The sequence below is a fragment of the Marinobacter sp. V032 genome (assembly GCF_052645435.1).
Map to the genome: position 1 here is coordinate 1,074,223 of NZ_JBQXYE010000001.1, position 16,526 is coordinate 1,090,748.

Consider the following 16,526-nt stretch of genomic DNA (forward strand, 5'->3'; position numbering starts at 1 on the left):
TTATTGCCCCGTAAGTTGGTGGTATTTTTCCTGCAGCTGATCTTTGGTTTCTTTGTGGTCCGGGTCCAGTGGAATGCAGTCCACCGGGCACACCAGCTGACACTGTGGCTCGTCGTAGTGGCCCACGCATTCAGTACACTTGCCCGGGTCGATCACATAGATGTCATCACCGGGTGAAATGGCTTCATTCGGGCACTCCGGTTCACAGACGTCGCAGTTGATGCACTCGTCCGTAATGATCAGGGCCATTAAGGAATTCCTCTGAAGGATACAAAAAAAGAGATGGGGATATTTTAACCGAAATTCTACCCCGCTGTCAGAGTCGTTCGGCGGGGTGTGCTGCGCAGATATGCGTAGTGCTGGGGCGATTACCGCTTCGCGAATTTGTCGCTGAGTGCTTTGGCAACAGGCTCTGGCACGAACTCGGTGATATCACCGCCCAGGGAGGCGATTTCCCGGATCAGCGTCGACGAAATGTAAGACAGGTGATTGGCCGGGGTCAGGAAAATACTTTCGACATCCGGTGCCAGTTTGCGGTTCATGTCGGCCAGCTGGAACTCGTATTCAAAATCAGACACCGCCCGCAGCCCTCGCAGCAGTATATTGGCGCCTTGTTCCTGGACAAACTCCGCCAGCAGATTGCTGAAACCGGTTACTTTGATGTTGGGCAGGTGGCTGGTGGCCGCTTCTACCAATGCGACGCGCTCTTCCAGCGTGAACAGTGGCTTCTTTTTGGGGCTGTCAGCAACGGCAACGATTACCGTGTCGAACAGGCGCGACGCGCGGCTCACCAAATCGGTGTGGCCGTTGGTGATCGGGTCAAATGTGCCCGGATATACGACAGTATTCATTCAATTGCCCTCGCAAGCGGATGCTGCGCGATAGTAGCGCGAGAGTTACTGCCAGTTCAAATGTGATGCCGGGCCGTGGAGGAGCTGACGGCCAGACATCGCAGTTTCAGCTCGTCAGTCGGGTTGCGAGGTGTGTGCTGTTACGCGCCGCCAGGGCGTAGATGGACAGTTGCGGGTTGGCACCGATGCTGGTGGGGAAGATCGACGCGTCATGAATGCTGAGGTTCGCCACCTGGTGGTGTTCGCCGAAGCCATTCACTACAGACTCCGCCGGATCAGCACCCATTCCGCAACCGCCCATCTGGTGAGCGGTAAACAGGCGGGCCCGGTGCAGTTCCATCGGCATCTCGGTGATGGCTTTTTTCGCTTCACGCCAGCCTGAGAAACGCGGTGAATCCAGATGCATCAGCTGAACCCGCCGGGCGCCCGCAGCAAACTGAATCTCCGCGAGTGTCAGATAGGCCTGGCGGACCCCGTGCCAGAGATAGTCGGTGATGGGGTAATCCAACACCGGGCTGTCGTCGTCTCGTAGCGAGACGGTCCCGCCGGGACTGTCCGGGTGAAAGCCATCGCGGATCAGCGCGATCACGGATTGCAGGTGCGGTAGCTGACTCAGCAACTGGTGCTGGGCTTTGCCGTGATTCGGGCTGACCGCGGCGATCATGCCGGGGTGAAGTGGCGGCACTTCCATCTTGAACCCTGCCGGGCCATCGACGCCGTTCTTGAAGTTGAATTCATCAGAATAAACCGACTGGGGCGCACCGTAGAAAGGATCAACCTGCTTTGGCATCTCGGCCACCGATGCGTTAACCGGGTGCAGGAAGGTGCGTTTGCCAATGCGCTTGTGGGGGTCGGGAATGTCTGAGCGCAGCAGCAGGCCCGGCGAGCCAATGGCGCTGGCAGCCACCACAAAATGGCGGGCTTTGAGCCGGACGTTAACCTTGCCGGCGCGAATGCCGTCCGGCGTCATGGCAACGGTCAGCAGGTGGTCGATGCGGTCGCCGTTCATCACCAGTTTTTCTGCCCGCAAGCCGTGAAACAGTCGGGCACCCTTGTCCAGTGCGCCCGGGATTGTTGTTAACAGTGCACCCTGTTTGGCGTTCGTTGGGCAGCCCACACCGCAATACCCGAGGTTCCAGCAGCCTTTCACATTGCGGGGGATGATTTGCCAGCGCCAACCCAGCTTCTCGCAGCCCTGGCGCAGAACATCATTATTGGCATTCGGCGGCACCGCCCAGGGGGCCATGTTGTGCCGGTCTTCACGCTCGGCAAACCAGGGTGCCATAGCGTCCGGGTTCAGGTCGGTCAGGCCGAAGCGTTGCTGCCAGTAGTTCAGGGTTTCGTCCGGTGTACGGAAGCTCGAGGTCCAGTTGACCGTGGTGGAGCCGCCGACACAGCGACCCTGCATGATAGCAATGCCGCCATCAGACGTGGTCCGACTCATGCCTTCCTGATAGAAGTTGGCATAGGCGTCCAGCTCGTCCATCCGGAAATCCTTCTGGGAATAGAGCTTGCCTTCCTCAACCATGATGACCGAGAGACCGGCACTGGCCAGGATTTCAGCCGTAGTGCCGCCGCCGGCACCGGTACCGATAACGACGACATCGGCTTCCAGTGTCTGGCTTTCGGTTAATCGGGTCGCATCAGTGACCGCCCAGCCGTTCTCCAGGCCCCGGGTAATAGGGTCTTGCATCGTCATGTCAGCTCCAGCAGATCGTCAGGCGGGTGATTGGAATTGGGGAAGGGCATCGACAGCCCACTTGGGCGGGCCGGGGTAGCGTGAGACCTCCCAATGTGCCGGGTTACCGTAGAAAGCGACGTTGGTGATCTTGATCAGCGCGATGTAGCCGTTGTTGAACAGCCCGATACTGCTGTCCCGCCAGCGAGCCAGAAACCGGCTGACATCGTCGATGGAGGCTTCTTCCCATGTGGGCCACATTCGCGCCAGGGTTATGCGGGTGAAGCTGCCATTGAGAAGATCCAGCAATTGTCGCAGCTGCTGTTGGTTGGCCCGGCTGAAGTGAACAATCCCTGAATCGATGTTCTGAATAGTGCCTTCTATTGTGCTCTGCTGTGGCGCTTGTTCGGGGGGGAGTGATGGCCCGACGATTGCGGGTAGTAGTGCCCTGAATAATGTGAGGTCGTCAGTGGTCAGGAACTGGTAACGATAGCCGGATGCGGTGTTTTCAGCGGCGGGTGCATCTGATGACGAACAGCCACTGAGGTTCGCTGTCAGGCTGGCGCCAGCCAGTAAGGTTGCGCTACCCAAACCCAGCCGCAGAAAATTCCGGCGGTTCAGGGTTGCGACGCCATCGTTCTGTCCGGAGTGGGGCATGCGTGATGTCCTGCAATTTGTTGTTATTGGCTGCGATGTTCGGTTGGCCCGGTGGCAGCAGACAAGCCTGAAAGTCGGGCCTGTCTGCTGTCAGAGGGGTTAGCGGATAAACAGCTTGTACACCATTTTGTGGAAGGGCGTGTTGTGAGGAGCGTAGACAAACTTGCCACTGTTGATGCGCTGGCGACTGAATACGCCGCGGGCATGAGAGAACGTCAGGAAGCCTTCATGGCCGTGATAGCTGCCCATGCCGGAAGGGCCGACGCCGCCAAACGGCAGATCGTCCTGGGCAACGTGCATCAGTGTGTCGTTAATACACATGCCGCCGGAGTGGGTGTTGTCGATGATGTAATCCTGGGCACCTTTGTCATAACCGAAATAGTACATCGCCAGGGGGCGCGGCCGGTTGTTGATGTAGTCAATCGCTTCGTCGATGCTGCCGTAGGTAACCACAGGCAGAATCGGACCAAAGATCTCGTCCTGCATCACCGTCATCTCATCGGTGGGGCTGAGTACCAGGTGTATCGGCATTTTGCGGGTACCGTCGCCCATGTTCTCATCGGCCGGGTTGATCTCGATAACGTCTGCGCCTTTGGCGCGCGCGTCGTCAAGATAGCTTTTGAGGCGCGTGTACTGCCTTTCGTTAATGATGGCGGTGAAGTCGGCGTTGTCCCGCAGGGTCGGGTACATGGCGTTGACACTATCGCGGAACTCGTCGACAAATGACTGTACCCGATCTGCCGGGCACAACACGTAATCCGGCGCGACACAGGTTTGACCTGCATTGACTGCCTTGCCGAAGGCCATCCGCTCGGCTGCATCTTTCATTGGGACATCAGCCGCGATAACGGCTGGCGACTTACCTCCCAGCTCAAGGGTAACCGGTGTGAGGTTCTCTGCGGCAGCGCGCATCACATGGCGACCAACGGCGGTTGAGCCGGTGAACAGCAAGTGGTCAAACGGCTTGCTGGAGAAATCGGCCGCGACATCGGCTTCACCTGTGATCACACACACCAGATCCTGCGGGAAGTGGGATTCGATCAGGTCCTTGAACAGCGCCGAGAAGTGCGGCGTAAACTCAGACATCTTGATCATTACCCTGTTTCCCGCTGCGAGCGCCGCAACCAGCGGCCCGACAGCGAGAAATAGCGGATAGTTCCAGGGCACAATAATGCCCACCACACCCAGCGGCTGATAGTGGATGCGGTTGCTGGCAGGCTGAAACAGCATACCAACCTGGCGTTTGGCGGGTTTCATCCAGCCGGATAAATGTTTGAGGGTGTGATTGATGCCCTGCACACTGGGCATCAGTTCGGCAATCTTCGTTTCATCCGCTGACCGGCAGCTGAAATCCTGATCGATGGCTTCAATCATGGCTTGCTGGTTAGACAGCAGCAGTCGCTTCAGTCGTTTCAGGTTTTCCCGACGTTCAGTCTGGGAAGGCGAGGGATTACGGCGGAAAGCCCGGCGCTGCTCGTCGAAAATACGGCTGGTATGCTGGATCTGCTTTTTGCTCTCAGTCAATTGTACGACGCTGGCAGACATGCTGGTTCTCTCCTCGCCCTGGTCGGCTGTGTTGGTCTGGCGGCTTCGGCTGGGGGGCCGGTCCGGCTTTTGTTATGACACAGGGCGTTATTTGTGGGTGGTCAAAAAGTGCACAGGTTGTGTTGGGATATATTATTAGAGTATATACTCTAGAGAGTCAAGAATGCCGGAATAGCAAATAAGGCCATCAGGTGCTCCTGAGCCGCTTCGTCAAACCAACAAAAAAGCAATTTTCATGAAGACACGCGACAAAATATTGTTGGCCAGCCTGGAGCTGTTTAACGACAAGGGCGAGCGCAACGTGACCACAAACCACATTGCGGCGCATCTGGGTATTTCGCCCGGGAACCTCTATTACCACTTCCGCAACAAGTCAGACATCATTTACGAGATTTTTCTCGAATACGAGAAGCTGGTGAATTACTACCTGGAAATACCTGATGATCGCCCGCTCGGGCTGCCAGATATGATGTTCTATCTGGAGTCTGTGTTTGACGGGCTTTGGAGCTACCGCTTTTTCCATCGCGATCTGGAGTTTTTGCTGGATAACGATGAGCGGCTGCGGGATGACTATCGGAAGTTTACCAATCGCTGTCTGGCATCGATCAAACAGATTTTTGCAGGTCTGACCGAGGGGGGCGTGGTCCAGCGGCAAGCGGAAGAATTACAGGGAGCGATGGCGCTGAATGTCTGGCTGGTGATTACCAACTGGATGGCGTTCCTGAAAACGGCCCATGCCAGTCATGAGTCAGACAGTGTGTCCCGTGACGAGCTCAAACAGGGCATTTTTCAGGTCCTGACGCTGGAGATGCCCTATCTGATGCCGGATTACCGTGAAGAGGTCCTGCAAATCCGGACCCGGTATCGTCCGGATTTGCTGGGTGACTGATTGAGGGCCCTAAAACAGCGAGGGTCAGTGATGGTACTTACCGGTGAAACTTTCGAAACCACCTCATGTCACACATTCCAGACGCGTACCGGAATGGATTGCTGGCGTGTCTTCCTGAGCCAGGGAGCACCGAGGAGTTGATTGGTGGCTCCCAATGTTCAGGTTTTAGCTGAAGTAATACCCTGACATTCTCCCGGTTACACAGTGGCCGGGAGTTTTTTTATTCTGCGTCCGGGTCTTCAGTCACTTCTACCGGTGTTTCCAGCCAGTCAATAATGCCCGCCCGAGCAACCTCCAGTCCCTGCTTTTTAGTGGCAGAAAACTGCACCAGATGCTGCACGCAAGCGAAGGGCTTCAGTGCCTGGCGGATGCTCAGCATGGCCTGTTTTGCCTGGCCAGACTTCAATTTGTCGGCTTTGGTGGCAAGAATCATCAATGGCATCTGGCTCTGTTCGCACCAGTCGATCATCATCTGGTCAAACTCGCCCAGCGGGTGACGGATATCCATCACCAGTACCAGCCCTTGCAGGCTTTCCCGGCGCGACAGGTAGTCGCCAAGGTGCTTTTGCCATTCGTGTTTCATATCCTTGGCGACTTTGGCGTAGCCGTAGCCAGGAAGGTCCACCAATCGACAACCCGGGCGGTTTAGCGAGAAAAAGTTGATCAGCCGGGTTCTGCCGGGCGTCTTACTGGTGCGTGCCAGCTTGCCATTGACGGTGAGCGCATTAATTGCGCTGGATTTGCCTGCATTTGAACGGCCGGCAAAGGCGACTTCAGTGCCTTCATCGTCCGGGCACTCGGCCACCCGCGACGCGCTGATCAGGAATCGGGCGCTGTTGAAGGCGATGGGCTTGATGAGCTCGACTTCGGATTCAGGGGAATCTTGCACTGTCTCGGCATGTCCTATTGGATTTCAGTTGTTTGGGATTAATGTATAATATCACACCAGATCTATGCAGAGCGCTGCCTACTGTTGATCACCGGGCGGCAATACCAAGATAAGAAATTTGATGAGAGCGGGGCGAGCATGAAAAAACTGATCGCGGGAGTTGTTCTTGGCTTTGGCCTGGTAACAACAGCCTATGGCGCAGGTGATCCCGAAGCAGGCAAGGCCAATGCGGCCGTCTGTGCAGGGTGCCACGGGCAGGGCGGGGCTCAGCCAATACAGCCGGCGTATCCCAAGTTGTCAGGACTGGGTGAGGTTTATATCTTCAACCAGCTGAAACACATCAAGGAAGGTGAGCGTCAGGTCACCGAAATGACCGGCATCCTGAATGAATTTTCCGATCAGGATCTTCAGGATCTTGCTGCCTACTTTGATCAGCAGGCCATGCCAATCGGCCAGGCGGATCCCGAACTGGTTGAAAAGGGTAAGAAGCTCTTCCGCGGCGGTAACCTTGCCAGCGGCGTTGCAGCCTGTGCCGGGTGCCACAACCCTCAGGGGCTGGGAAATGAGCCTGCCGGCTTCCCTCGCCTGAGTGGCCAGCATCCCGATTACGTTGCCAAGCAGTTGCACGCCTATCGTAATGGTGAGCGTAGCGCCGGTCAGACCAGTCAGATCATGATCGACATCGCGTCCAAACTGACAGATGCAGAGATTGATGCCGTGTCCAGCTATGTGTCCGGGCTGCACTGATCACTGAATAGGCGTCTGATGCGTTCAAAAACCCTCGCTGCAAAGCGGGGGTTTTTGCTTTCAGGGGTTTACTCGCGCTGGCAGGGTCTGGCGAGGGCAGGTAGACTCGGGGTAAGAAGTGAGTATGTGAGGCGCCGGCAGAACTTGCTTGTACTGCGAACTTTCAGGGCAATGTCAGGTCTGAGCCTCACGCGAAAATAATACATAGGAGTAAGTAATGTCGAAATTCTGGAAGGGTTTGCTTTGCACCATGCTGTTGTTGCCCATGGCGGCATGGGTCAATGCTGCGGATTTTGTGGCAGGCAAGCACTACGAAGTGATGAGTAACCCGCTACCAACCCGGAACCCTGAGGAAATCGAAGTCACCGAAGTGTTCTGGTACGGCTGTCCGCACTGCTATGCCTTCAAGCCGTTTATCGAATCCTGGGATAAGAACAAGGCAGACGATGTTGAGTTTGAGATGTTGCCGGCAGCCCTGGGGCGTTCCTGGGAGGTGCATGCGCGGGCGTACTATACGCTGCAGGCGTTAGGTGCTCTCGATAAAACCAACGATGCCATGTTCGATGCTCTGGCGCGCGATCACAAACAGCTGAATACACCTGAAGCCATCGGTGAATATCTGACCGATTACGGTGTAGACAAGGATGCGTTTGTGAAAGCGTTCGATAGCTTCGGTGTGAACGCCAAAATGCAGCAGGCGCAGTCGCGCGTACGCGCTGCCCGCATTACCGGTGTGCCGACAGTTATCGTAAACGGTAAGTACAAAGTCAGCGCGTCGACAGCAGGTGGTCACGAGCAGATGATTGACGTGATCGACTACCTAGTAGCCAAGGAGCGGGACGCACAGTAAGCGTTGCCGCTAAACAGGTTGGCAAGCAATGTATCAGCGAATCCGAAAGCAGTTCAGTGATCTGATGGGGTTCCAGGAAGGCGTCAAAAGTGCGTCTTCAGGAACCGACCATGTGCCGGATTTCGAGCCGCATAACCACATTCGCTTGCTGACCTACAATATCCAGGTTGGCATCAATACCTCGTCCTACCATCATTACCTGACCCGCAGTTGGCAGCATGTGCTGCCGCACCGGCGGCGTATCGAGAATCTCGACAAGATTTCCTACCTGCTGCGCAACTATGACGTGGTGGCCTTGCAGGAATGCGATGGCGGTAGCCTGCGCAGTGGCTTTATCAATCAGGTGCAATATCTGGCGGAGGCCAGCCAGATCCCTTACTGGCATCAGCAGCTGAACCGCAACCTGGGCCGCTTTGCTCAACACAGTAATGGGTTGCTGAGCCGTTTTCGTCCGTTGGATGTGACCGAGCACCGGTTGCCGGGGCTGATTCCGGGACGGGGTGCGATCGTGGCTCGCTTTGGTGATCCGGATGACCCGCTTGTGCTGGTGATGATGCACCTCTCCCTGAGTACTTCGGCGCAGAACCGCCAGCTGGGCTATGTTCGGGACATGATTGCCGAATACAAGCACGTGGTGGTGATGGGGGATCTGAACAATCACGCAGAGCAGTTGCTCAGCAATACGCCCCTCAGCGAAACCGATCTGTTGCCGTTACCGGAGACTGCCCACAGCTTTCCCAGCTGGAGACCGGAGCGCGCGCTGGACCATATCCTTGTCAGCCCCTCGCTGGAAATACGCAAAGCTGAAGTGGTCAATCACCCGATGTCCGATCACCTGCCCATCGCAATGGATATAGCCCTGCCCAAAGGCTACCTCAGCAAGTTCTGATCGGAGCGATCGCTCTGCGTGTGTCGCCGGTTTGCCGTTGCTTTTTTTTCAGACATAAAAAAACCGGCGCTCTCGTGAGAGAGGCCGGCTTTTCAGAGGCGTCGATCAGAATTACTTGATCTTGGCTTCCTTGTAGGCAACGTGCTTGCGAACAACCGGATCGTACTTCTTGATCTCGATTTTTTCGGGCGTGTTGCGCTTGTTTTTGATGGTCGTGTAGAAGTGACCAGTACCTGCAGATGAAACCAGCTTGATCTTTTCGCGCATGACTAGGGATCCTTATACTTTCTCGCCGCGGGCGCGAAGTTCACCCAGTACAGCGTCGATGCCTTTTTTATCGATGATACGCATACCTTTGGTCGAAACGCGCAGCTTGATGAAGCGCTTTTCTGACTCTACCCAAAAACGATGGTTCTGCAGGTTAGGCAGAAAACGACGACGGGTGTGGTTCATCGCGTGAGAAACGTTGTTACCGGTGACCGGACGCTTACCGGTAACCTGACAGACTCTGGACATTTTTGCCTCCGACCTGAGCTAAAAGGGTCTTTATATACGGAATTCTTTGTTTCGAGCCTCTGGATGTTAGCCAGAAGCCGCCAGAAAGAGGGACGCCTTTATACCAGAATGGCGAGGTCGAAGCAAAAAATTGTTGGGAATTTGTCCAATTATTCACATCAACCCTCTTTCGGCCAGAGAGATAACCTCGCCGTGGCCGACCACCATATGGTCCAGCACCCGTATGTCCAGCAGTTGCAGTGCGTCTTTCAGCCGCTTTGTCAGGCTGATATCAGCCTGGCTGGGCTCAGCGACACCTGAGGGGTGGTTGTGGGCAAATATAACGGCCGCTGCATTATGCTCAAGCGCTGCACGGACCACTTCCCGAGGGTAGACGGCTGCGCCATCGATCGTGCCACGAAACAGCTCCTGATAACGGATAATCCGGTGTCGGTTGTCGAGAAACAGGCCGGCAAATATTTCGTGGGGGTGGTGCGCCAGCCGACTGCTGAGATAGCGCCGTGTATCGTCAGGCGATGTCAGTGGATCGCCCTGGCGCAGCGGCTCATCCAGCACTCTGCGGGCCATTTCCATGGCGGCCTGCACCTGTGCATATTTCGCCACGCCCAAGCCATGGATGCTGCAGAAGTGCCGGGATGACGCGGTCATCAGATTGCGGAGATTTCCAAACTGGTCGATCAGCGATCGTGACAGGGCCATGACTGGCTGCCCGGCTGTTCCGGTACGTAGAAATATAGCGAGTAGTTCGGCATCACTGAGGCTATCTGCGCCGTGGCGCATCAGTCGCTCACGCGGACGTTCATCCGCCGGCCAACTGGATTTATGGGCGGTCTGGTGGTTGTGTTCAAGTGTTGTCATGCCCGATTCCCTCCGGGATCAAAAGATAGTGCGCGTCCTGCGCGCCGGCAGTTTACCACGTGGTTCAGGCTGTCGGCAGAAGGCCAGCGATGCTATCTTATCGGCACTATCATTCTGACTGGCCGAAGCCCGGCCCGTCACCGTAAAGCGCGGAGCAGGCATGACCCAAAAACGCATCCTACTGGGAGTGACCGGTGGCATTGCAGCCTATAAAAGTGCAGAGCTTGTTCGCCTGCTGAAAAAGTCCGGTTATGAGGTTCGGGTCGTTATGACGGCCGGGGCAGAAGCGTTCGTTGCGCCGATGACATTTCAGGCACTCAGCGGCGAGCCGGTAAGAACATCATTGCTGGACCCGGAAGCCGAAGCCGGCATGGGTCATATTGAGCTGGCCAAATGGGCTGATTACGTGATGATTGCGCCAGCCTCGGCGGATTTTATGGCGCGTTTGGCCCATGGTCTGGCCAGCGATCTTTTGAGCACCGTTTGTTGCGCGACTGAATCCCCGATCATCGTGGTCCCAGCCATGAATCAAGCCATGTGGGGTAATGCTCGTACCCAGCGCAATGTCGCACTGCTTGAGGCTGACCCTCAGGTTGCCATCTGGGGGCCGGATGCGGGAGAGCAGGCTTGCGGGGATGTAGGCGCCGGGCGAATGCTCGAACCGCAGATGTTGTTGGAGCGCATGCTGCAGGAGCAAGCAAAAGGCACAGCACTGGCAGGGCGCCGGGTTGTGATTACGGCCGGCCCGACCCGTGAACCGATTGATCCCGTGCGCTACATTACCAATCACAGCTCGGGGAAAATGGGGTACGCACTGGCGCTGGCTGCCCGTAACGCGGGCGCGGACGTTGTGCTGGTTAGCGGGCCGGTTACGCTACCTTGCCCGGCGGGTGTGCGTCGGGAAATGGTGGAAACTGCGGACGAGATGCTGGCCAGAACTCAGCAGGTCATTGATGAAGGGTGCGACCTGTTTATCGCAACTGCGGCAGTGGCGGACTATCGCCCCGAAACCTGTGCCGGTGACAAGATCAAGAAAACCGAAGGTGCGATGGCGCTGGCACTGGTACGCAATCCAGACACGCTGGCCACCGTGGCTGGCCGGCCAGACAAGCCTTTTACAGTGGGCTTCGCAGCGGAAACCCGTGATGTCGAGCACTACGCGCGGGACAAGATGAGCCGCAAGAACCTTGATATGATCGTCGCCAACGATGTGTCAGAACCCGGGTTGGGCTTCAACAGCGACAGCAATGCCGTCACTGTATTCTGGCCGGATGGCAGTTGTGCTTTTCCGGCGGCTGAAAAAACCGTTCTGGCACGGGAATTGATTGAATTAATTGCAGAAAGATCGCGCTAGGCGATACACGCTTCATTCACATGTGTTCTATCAGGCAGCAAGGCGTAATTCATGACGCGACAGACGTTCCAGGTTCGAATTCTTGATTCACGCATCGGTAACGAGTTGCCGATGCCGACCTACGCTACTGACGGTTCCGCCGGGCTGGACTTGCGGGCCTGCCTTGATGGTCCGCTTACTCTCAATCCGGGCGATACCCAACTGATCAAAACCGGCCTGTCGATTCATATCGGTGATCCGTCATTGGCGGCGATGATTCTGCCTCGTTCAGGGTTGGGGCATAAGCACGGCATCGTGCTGGGCAACCTGGTAGGCCTGATCGATTCGGACTATCAGGGAGAATTAATGGTGTCCTGCTGGAATCGCGGCAATACGGCTTTCACCATTGAAACGGGAGAACGCATTGCCCAGATGGTGCTGGTGCCAGTGGTGCAAGCTGATTTCGAGGTGGTTGAGGCCTTTGACGCGAGCGATCGGGGTGCCGGTGGTTTTGGTTCTACCGGCACCGCCTGATTCGCAAAGATCCATCTATACTGGTGGCTACCAGCGGGATAGAAAAAGAACAACGGGAATCCTATGAAACTCGGAAAGAAAAAAGAATCAGACGCGCCAACAGAGAAATCAGGGAAGGCGACGAAGGAAAAAGCGGCGGCGCAGCAAGGGACAAAAAAGGACGCTAAAGGGCCAAAACTGAAAGGTTTGGGCAGTATTGCCCTGCAGCAATCCGCTGTCGTGCTTTTATGTGGCTTGGTTGCGGCCGCGCTGCTTTACGTTCTCGTTTTGCAGCCAGCGCAAAATGCCCAGCAGGCAGAACGGACTGATCAGGTTGTGGCTGCGGCAAAATCGCGCCTGGAGCAGCGGCTTGCGTTGGTCAAAGGCGTGGTGACCGGTTATAGCCTGCAAGGTAGCGTGCGGCAGGCGATTGATGAGCCCACCCAACGCCGTGCCCTGGTAGATGAGATGCAGCAGATGCTGCCCGGTACAAAAGCTGTTTTCGTTTTTCCTTACGGTGAGATCAATCGTCAGTCTGGCCGTCAGTTTGAGCTGAGTTTTGTCAACCTGGATCTGGCCAAGCGGGCTGAAACCGGGCGTCAGTTGCATCCCGATGCCTTCCCTCGTGATGGCAAGTGGTATGTCCAGTACGCGACACCTGTCGCTGATCCCAACAGCCGTGCCATCAAAGGCACCCTGCTGGTTATTTTTGAGGCCTCGGCACTGGCACCCGCACTTCAGGTATCGGACACGGCGCTGGGCGGGCGTCTGGCGTTGAATCAGACCGTATCCGGGCCTACGCAGACGGTGATTGCGGCAGGCGCCGGTGGTGGCGAGCAAAAGTCGCTGGATTTGTCAGCGCCCAACTGGTCGATTGCCTATAACCCGGCCAACACACTGTCCCCGGTGGTTGATCCCGTCATGGCGCTGCTGATTGTCGTCGTGCCTGCGGTGATTGCCATGCTGCTGGTATGGGTGCTGGTCAATCGAGCCCAATCCGGCGTGCGCCGGGATGTCGCCGCTATGATCCAATGGGCACACAAGGCTTTTGTGGGAGAGCGGGTGAAAGCGCCGGCTTACCAGTGGGAGCTTGCCGCATCGGTCGGTGAAGCCTTGCAGCGTTTGGCGCAGGTCACCGAGAAGCGCCTGGCCAAGGCTGAAGAGGCGGCTAAGGCCAGCGCCAATGCCTCCGGCAAAGCGTCAGCTGGCAAGGGCGGTCGGCAATCCGCTGTGGACGAACCCTTGTTTCAGGAAACTGACGCGCTTGATATCGATATGCTGGACGGTGATGAAGACGTCCTGGGCTTTGGTGAGCCTGTCGGTGGTGGCGACGATATCTTTGGCGCCGAAGGATTTGATGTGGAAGAAACCCTGCTGCCTTCGGTTGAGGTGGCTCCTTCTATCTTCCGCGCCTACGATATTCGCGGTGTAGTGGGCGAAACCCTGACGGGCGAAATCGTGGGTCTGATTGGTCAGGCTATCGGTTCCGAGGCGCTTGCGCGTCAGGTGACGGACCTGTGCATAGGCTATGACGGCCGCCACTCCAGCCCTGAACTGGCAGATGCACTGGCACGCGGCATCATGAGCACCGGGTGTAACGTGATCAATGTGGGCGCGGTGCCAACGCCGGTGCTGTACTTTGCCACCCATCAGCTGAATACCGGCTCCGGCGTCATGGTTACCGGAAGTCATAATCCGGCTAACTATAATGGTCTGAAAATGATGCTTGCCGGCGATACCCTGTCTGGCGATCAGATTCAGCATTTGCTGCAACGTATACAGGCGCAAGATTTTGCCGAGGGCCAGGGTCAGTATTCGGAGCAGGATGTGCGCCGTCCCTATCTTGACCGGATCATCGAGGATATTGCCGTCGCCGCGCCGCTCAAGGTGGTGATGGATGCCGGTAACGGTATCGCGGGTGAGCTGGGGCCGATACTGGTGGAGGAATTGGGTTGTGAGGTCATTCCGCTGTTCTGTGAAGTTGACGGCGACTTCCCCAATCATCATCCGGACCCGGGCAAGCCGGAAAACCTCGAGGCGCTGATCGCCAAGGTAAAAGCCGAGAAGGCGGATATCGGTCTGGCATTTGATGGCGATGGCGACCGTCTGGGCGTGGTGACCAATACCGGTAAGATTATCTGGCCTGACCGTTTGCTAATGCTGTTTGCCCGCGATGTGGTCTCGCGCAATCCCGGCGCGGATGTGATTTACGACGTCAAATGCAGCCGCCGGCTGGCCGGTGTTATCAACGAAGCGGGCGGCCGCCCCATTATGTGGAAGACAGGCCACTCGCTGATGAAAGCGAAAATGCGCGAGACGGGTGCCTTGCTGGCCGGCGAAATGTCGGGTCATGTTTTCTTCAAGGAGCGCTGGTACGGTTTTGATGACGGGCTTTATTCGGCTGCCCGTCTGCTGGAAATACTCGGGGTTGAAGATCGCGACAGCGATGATGTTTTTGCAGAGTTGCCCGACGATATCAGCACGCCCGAACTCAATGTTGCGGTGACCGATGAAAACAAGTTCGCCATCATCGAAAAGCTGAGTGCCGAAGGCGACTTTGGTGACGGCAATCTGTCCAGTATTGATGGCGTGCGGGTGGACTACCCGGATGGCTGGGGTTTGTGCCGTGCCTCCAATACGACCCCGGTGCTGGTGCTGAGGTTCGAGTCTGAAACCGATGCCGGTCTGGAGCGGATCCGGGAGATTTTCCGCGCCCAGCTTGCGAAGGTGGCACCGGATGTGACGATTACGTTCTGAGCGCGTTAACAGTGGGGCTGTGCCGACGCCGGAAGGCGTCCGTATTTACCACCTGAACGGCTGAAGGGCGTTGCGCCCGGGACCGGTTGTTCTAAAATGCCGTCCGACATTCATCTCTGGGATACCGCCGATGGCGGTATCGCTTATTTTAGGTTTAGAAGGTTGAATTCCATGGCTTTGGATCGTGAAACTGCAATGCAGGTGGCGTCAGTACTGAGTAAGGGGCTGCCCTATATCCAGCGCTTCGCAGGCAAGACTGTCGTCGTCAAGTACGGCGGAAATGCCATGGAGAACGAAGACCTGAAAAGCAGTTTTGCCCGCGATATGGTGCTGATGAAAACCGTGGGCATCAATCCGATTGTGGTCCATGGTGGCGGCCCTCAAATTGGCGATCTGCTTGAGCGGCTCAATATCAAATCCCGTTTCGTTAACGGTATGCGCGTGACCGACAGTGAAACCATGGATGTGGTTGAAATGGTTCTGGGTGGCCAGGTGAACAAGGAAATCGTCTCGTTGATCAATCAGCAGGGCGGCACCGCGATGGGCCTGACCGGAAAAGACGCCAACCTGATCCGCGCCCGCAAGTTGGAAGTTGTCGAGCAGTCGCCGGAAATGACGCGCCCTGAAATCATCGATATCGGCCACGTGGGCGAAGTGGAAAGCGTCAATACCGAAGTGATCAACATGCTGACGCGGAGCAACGTCATACCCGTGATTGCGCCAATTGGCGTGGGCAAGGATGGCGCTTCCTACAACATCAATGCCGATCTGGTAGCCGGCAAGGTTGCAGAGGCCCTGAATGCGGAGAAGCTGATCCTGCTGACCAATGTGTCCGGCCTCAAGAGCAAGGATGGCAAGGTGCTGACCGGCCTGAAGGCGAAACAGGTGAACGAGCTGATCGAAGACGGCACCATTTACGGCGGTATGCTGCCGAAGATCCGTTGCGCACTGAATGCTGTCGAGAACGGTGTCCGGACCTCGCACATCATTGATGGCCGGGTCGCGCACGCAACACTGTTGGAAATTTTCACTGACGAGGGCGTCGGTACGTTGATTTCCCGGAACTGAGGTTTCGGACTGGATCGTCGGCAGTGATTGCCCAGGCTGGCTGGCAGCTTATTCTGACCAGCCACCCTGGGCAAACTGATCGGCGTAGAGGTCAATCCACTCCCGCGCGGCCTGCTCCTGTGACAGGCAACGCCCTTCCTGCCTCCACGCATCCTGACGGTATTGTTCAATCTGGCAGATCTGCTCCACCATTCTGACGTGATAGGCGTCATTGGGGCTGTAGAACGCGATGCCGACCTCATATCCCTCGGAGCTGCTTTCGCACCACATGACTTGCCCGAGTACATCCAGTGGGTGGGGTGAGCAGCGAATGCAGAGGCGGATATCACTGCCGATCGGATAGGGACGAGTGGACGAAAACGCCAGTCCGCCCGGGCTCAGGTTCCGGACTGCACCGGTGGTGCGCGCGACCGTGTGAGGGCTGACCTCCAGTGGAATATCAGCCGGGTGGCGAATAAAAGCGCGTTCGTGCTGACTCATCATGCC

The 16,526-nt window shown here is 56.7% G+C and carries 18 protein-coding genes; 8 read left to right on the forward strand and 10 right to left on the reverse strand.

Going from position 1 to position 16,526, the window contains the following annotated elements; translation table 11 throughout:
* From ACUN9X_RS04915 to ACUN9X_RS04935, 5 genes are all read right to left on the reverse strand, one after another.
* The gene (locus tag ACUN9X_RS04915; RefSeq protein ID WP_260038409.1) at positions 1-249 is read right to left on the reverse strand and encodes a YfhL family 4Fe-4S dicluster ferredoxin; all 249 of its coding nucleotides are present in this window, start codon (positions 247-249) and stop codon (positions 1-3) included.
* Positions 250-368: 119 nt separating this feature from the next.
* Positions 369-851, reverse strand: a complete 483-nt coding sequence (gene coaD / locus ACUN9X_RS04920) for a pantetheine-phosphate adenylyltransferase (RefSeq protein ID WP_260038408.1) — start codon at positions 849-851, stop codon at positions 369-371.
* 106 nt (positions 852-957) lie between these two features.
* Positions 958-2,550 carry a GMC family oxidoreductase N-terminal domain-containing protein gene (locus ACUN9X_RS04925; protein ID WP_445472376.1) on the reverse strand — a complete coding sequence of 531 codons (1,593 nt, stop codon included), beginning with the start codon at positions 2,548-2,550 and terminating at the stop codon, positions 958-960.
* A gap of 18 nt (positions 2,551-2,568) precedes the next feature.
* Positions 2,569-3,186: a hypothetical protein gene (locus tag ACUN9X_RS04930; protein ID WP_445472377.1), complete on the reverse strand. Its 618-nt coding sequence runs from the start codon at positions 3,184-3,186 to the stop codon at positions 2,569-2,571.
* A gap of 99 nt (positions 3,187-3,285) precedes the next feature.
* Entirely contained in the window at positions 3,286-4,731 is a 1,446-nt protein-coding gene (locus ACUN9X_RS04935) for a coniferyl aldehyde dehydrogenase (RefSeq protein WP_445472378.1), read from the reverse strand.
* A gap of 235 nt (positions 4,732-4,966) precedes the next feature.
* Here ACUN9X_RS04935 and ACUN9X_RS04940 point away from each other — a divergent pair, with 235 nt between their 5' ends.
* Positions 4,967-5,620: a TetR/AcrR family transcriptional regulator gene (locus ACUN9X_RS04940; RefSeq protein ID WP_260038403.1), complete on the forward strand. Its 654-nt coding sequence runs from the start codon at positions 4,967-4,969 to the stop codon at positions 5,618-5,620.
* 220 nt (positions 5,621-5,840) lie between these two features.
* Here ACUN9X_RS04940 and yihA read toward each other — a convergent pair whose 3' ends face one another.
* A complete protein-coding gene (yihA, locus tag ACUN9X_RS04945; protein WP_260038402.1) occupies positions 5,841-6,509 on the reverse strand; it encodes a ribosome biogenesis GTP-binding protein YihA/YsxC in 669 nt (222 codons plus the stop codon).
* A gap of 138 nt (positions 6,510-6,647) precedes the next feature.
* Between yihA and ACUN9X_RS04950 the strand changes: the two genes are divergently transcribed.
* From ACUN9X_RS04950 to ACUN9X_RS04960, 3 genes are all read left to right on the forward strand, one after another.
* On the forward strand, positions 6,648-7,256 hold the full coding sequence (locus ACUN9X_RS04950; RefSeq protein ID WP_260038401.1) for a c-type cytochrome: 609 nt from the start codon (positions 6,648-6,650) through the stop codon (positions 7,254-7,256).
* Between the two features lie 217 nt (positions 7,257-7,473).
* On the forward strand, positions 7,474-8,106 hold the full coding sequence (locus tag ACUN9X_RS04955) for a thiol:disulfide interchange protein DsbA/DsbL (protein ID WP_445472379.1): 633 nt from the start codon (positions 7,474-7,476) through the stop codon (positions 8,104-8,106).
* 28 nt (positions 8,107-8,134) lie between these two features.
* Positions 8,135-8,995, forward strand: coding sequence for an endonuclease/exonuclease/phosphatase family protein (locus tag ACUN9X_RS04960; RefSeq protein ID WP_260038399.1), 861 nt, complete (start codon positions 8,135-8,137; stop codon positions 8,993-8,995).
* Positions 8,996-9,106: 111 nt separating this feature from the next.
* Here ACUN9X_RS04960 and rpmG read toward each other — a convergent pair whose 3' ends face one another.
* The 3 genes from rpmG to radC form a co-directional block, all read right to left on the reverse strand.
* Positions 9,107-9,262: a 50S ribosomal protein L33 gene (gene rpmG, locus ACUN9X_RS04965; RefSeq protein ID WP_096783935.1), complete on the reverse strand. Its 156-nt coding sequence runs from the start codon at positions 9,260-9,262 to the stop codon at positions 9,107-9,109.
* Between the two features lie 12 nt (positions 9,263-9,274).
* Positions 9,275-9,511 carry a 50S ribosomal protein L28 gene (gene rpmB, locus ACUN9X_RS04970; protein WP_260038398.1) on the reverse strand — a complete coding sequence of 79 codons (237 nt, stop codon included), beginning with the start codon at positions 9,509-9,511 and terminating at the stop codon, positions 9,275-9,277.
* 153 nt (positions 9,512-9,664) lie between these two features.
* Entirely contained in the window at positions 9,665-10,369 is a 705-nt protein-coding gene (gene radC, locus ACUN9X_RS04975) for a RadC family protein (protein ID WP_260038396.1), read from the reverse strand.
* Between the two features lie 160 nt (positions 10,370-10,529).
* Between radC and coaBC the strand changes: the two genes are divergently transcribed.
* The 4 genes from coaBC to argB all read left to right on the forward strand — a co-directional run bounded on the left by coaBC (position 10,530) and on the right by argB (position 16,040).
* A complete protein-coding gene (gene coaBC / locus ACUN9X_RS04980) occupies positions 10,530-11,723 on the forward strand; it encodes a bifunctional phosphopantothenoylcysteine decarboxylase/phosphopantothenate--cysteine ligase CoaBC (protein WP_260038394.1) in 1,194 nt (397 codons plus the stop codon).
* A 51-nt stretch (positions 11,724-11,774) separates the two neighbouring features.
* The gene (dut, locus tag ACUN9X_RS04985; protein ID WP_260038391.1) at positions 11,775-12,236 is read left to right on the forward strand and encodes a dUTP diphosphatase; all 462 of its coding nucleotides are present in this window, start codon (positions 11,775-11,777) and stop codon (positions 12,234-12,236) included.
* 63 nt (positions 12,237-12,299) lie between these two features.
* On the forward strand, positions 12,300-14,972 hold the full coding sequence (locus ACUN9X_RS04990; protein WP_279307135.1) for a phosphomannomutase/phosphoglucomutase: 2,673 nt from the start codon (positions 12,300-12,302) through the stop codon (positions 14,970-14,972).
* A gap of 171 nt (positions 14,973-15,143) precedes the next feature.
* Entirely contained in the window at positions 15,144-16,040 is an 897-nt protein-coding gene (argB, locus tag ACUN9X_RS04995; RefSeq protein ID WP_260038389.1) for an acetylglutamate kinase, read from the forward strand.
* 48 nt (positions 16,041-16,088) lie between these two features.
* Here argB and ACUN9X_RS05000 read toward each other — a convergent pair whose 3' ends face one another.
* Positions 16,089-16,523, reverse strand: coding sequence for a PilZ domain-containing protein (locus tag ACUN9X_RS05000; RefSeq protein WP_260038387.1), 435 nt, complete (start codon positions 16,521-16,523; stop codon positions 16,089-16,091).
* Between the last annotated feature and the right edge of the window lie 3 nt (positions 16,524-16,526).

Coding starts and splice junctions, on each gene's coding strand:
- ACUN9X_RS04915 (WP_260038409.1), bottom strand. CDS start 249: ATGGCCCTGATCATTACGGACGAGTGCATCAACTGCGACGTCTGTGAA.
- coaD (WP_260038408.1), bottom strand. CDS start 851: ATGAATACTGTCGTATATCCGGGCACATTTGACCCGATCACCAACGGC.
- ACUN9X_RS04925 (WP_445472376.1), bottom strand. CDS start 2,550: ATGACGATGCAAGACCCTATTACCCGGGGCCTGGAGAACGGCTGGGCG.
- ACUN9X_RS04930 (WP_445472377.1), bottom strand. CDS start 3,186: ATGCCCCACTCCGGACAGAACGATGGCGTCGCAACCCTGAACCGCCGG.
- ACUN9X_RS04935 (WP_445472378.1), bottom strand. CDS start 4,731: ATGTCTGCCAGCGTCGTACAATTGACTGAGAGCAAAAAGCAGATCCAG.
- ACUN9X_RS04940 (WP_260038403.1), top strand. CDS start 4,967: ATGAAGACACGCGACAAAATATTGTTGGCCAGCCTGGAGCTGTTTAAC.
- ACUN9X_RS04950 (WP_260038401.1), top strand. CDS start 6,648: ATGAAAAAACTGATCGCGGGAGTTGTTCTTGGCTTTGGCCTGGTAACA.
- ACUN9X_RS04955 (WP_445472379.1), top strand. CDS start 7,474: ATGTCGAAATTCTGGAAGGGTTTGCTTTGCACCATGCTGTTGTTGCCC.
- ACUN9X_RS04960 (WP_260038399.1), top strand. CDS start 8,135: ATGTATCAGCGAATCCGAAAGCAGTTCAGTGATCTGATGGGGTTCCAG.
- rpmG (WP_096783935.1), bottom strand. CDS start 9,262: ATGCGCGAAAAGATCAAGCTGGTTTCATCTGCAGGTACTGGTCACTTC.
- rpmB (WP_260038398.1), bottom strand. CDS start 9,511: ATGTCCAGAGTCTGTCAGGTTACCGGTAAGCGTCCGGTCACCGGTAAC.
- radC (WP_260038396.1), bottom strand. CDS start 10,369: ATGACAACACTTGAACACAACCACCAGACCGCCCATAAATCCAGTTGG.
- coaBC (WP_260038394.1), top strand. CDS start 10,530: ATGACCCAAAAACGCATCCTACTGGGAGTGACCGGTGGCATTGCAGCC.
- dut (WP_260038391.1), top strand. CDS start 11,775: ATGACGCGACAGACGTTCCAGGTTCGAATTCTTGATTCACGCATCGGT.
- ACUN9X_RS04990 (WP_279307135.1), top strand. CDS start 12,300: ATGAAACTCGGAAAGAAAAAAGAATCAGACGCGCCAACAGAGAAATCA.
- argB (WP_260038389.1), top strand. CDS start 15,144: ATGGCTTTGGATCGTGAAACTGCAATGCAGGTGGCGTCAGTACTGAGT.
- ACUN9X_RS05000 (WP_260038387.1), bottom strand. CDS start 16,523: ATGATGAGTCAGCACGAACGCGCTTTTATTCGCCACCCGGCTGATATT.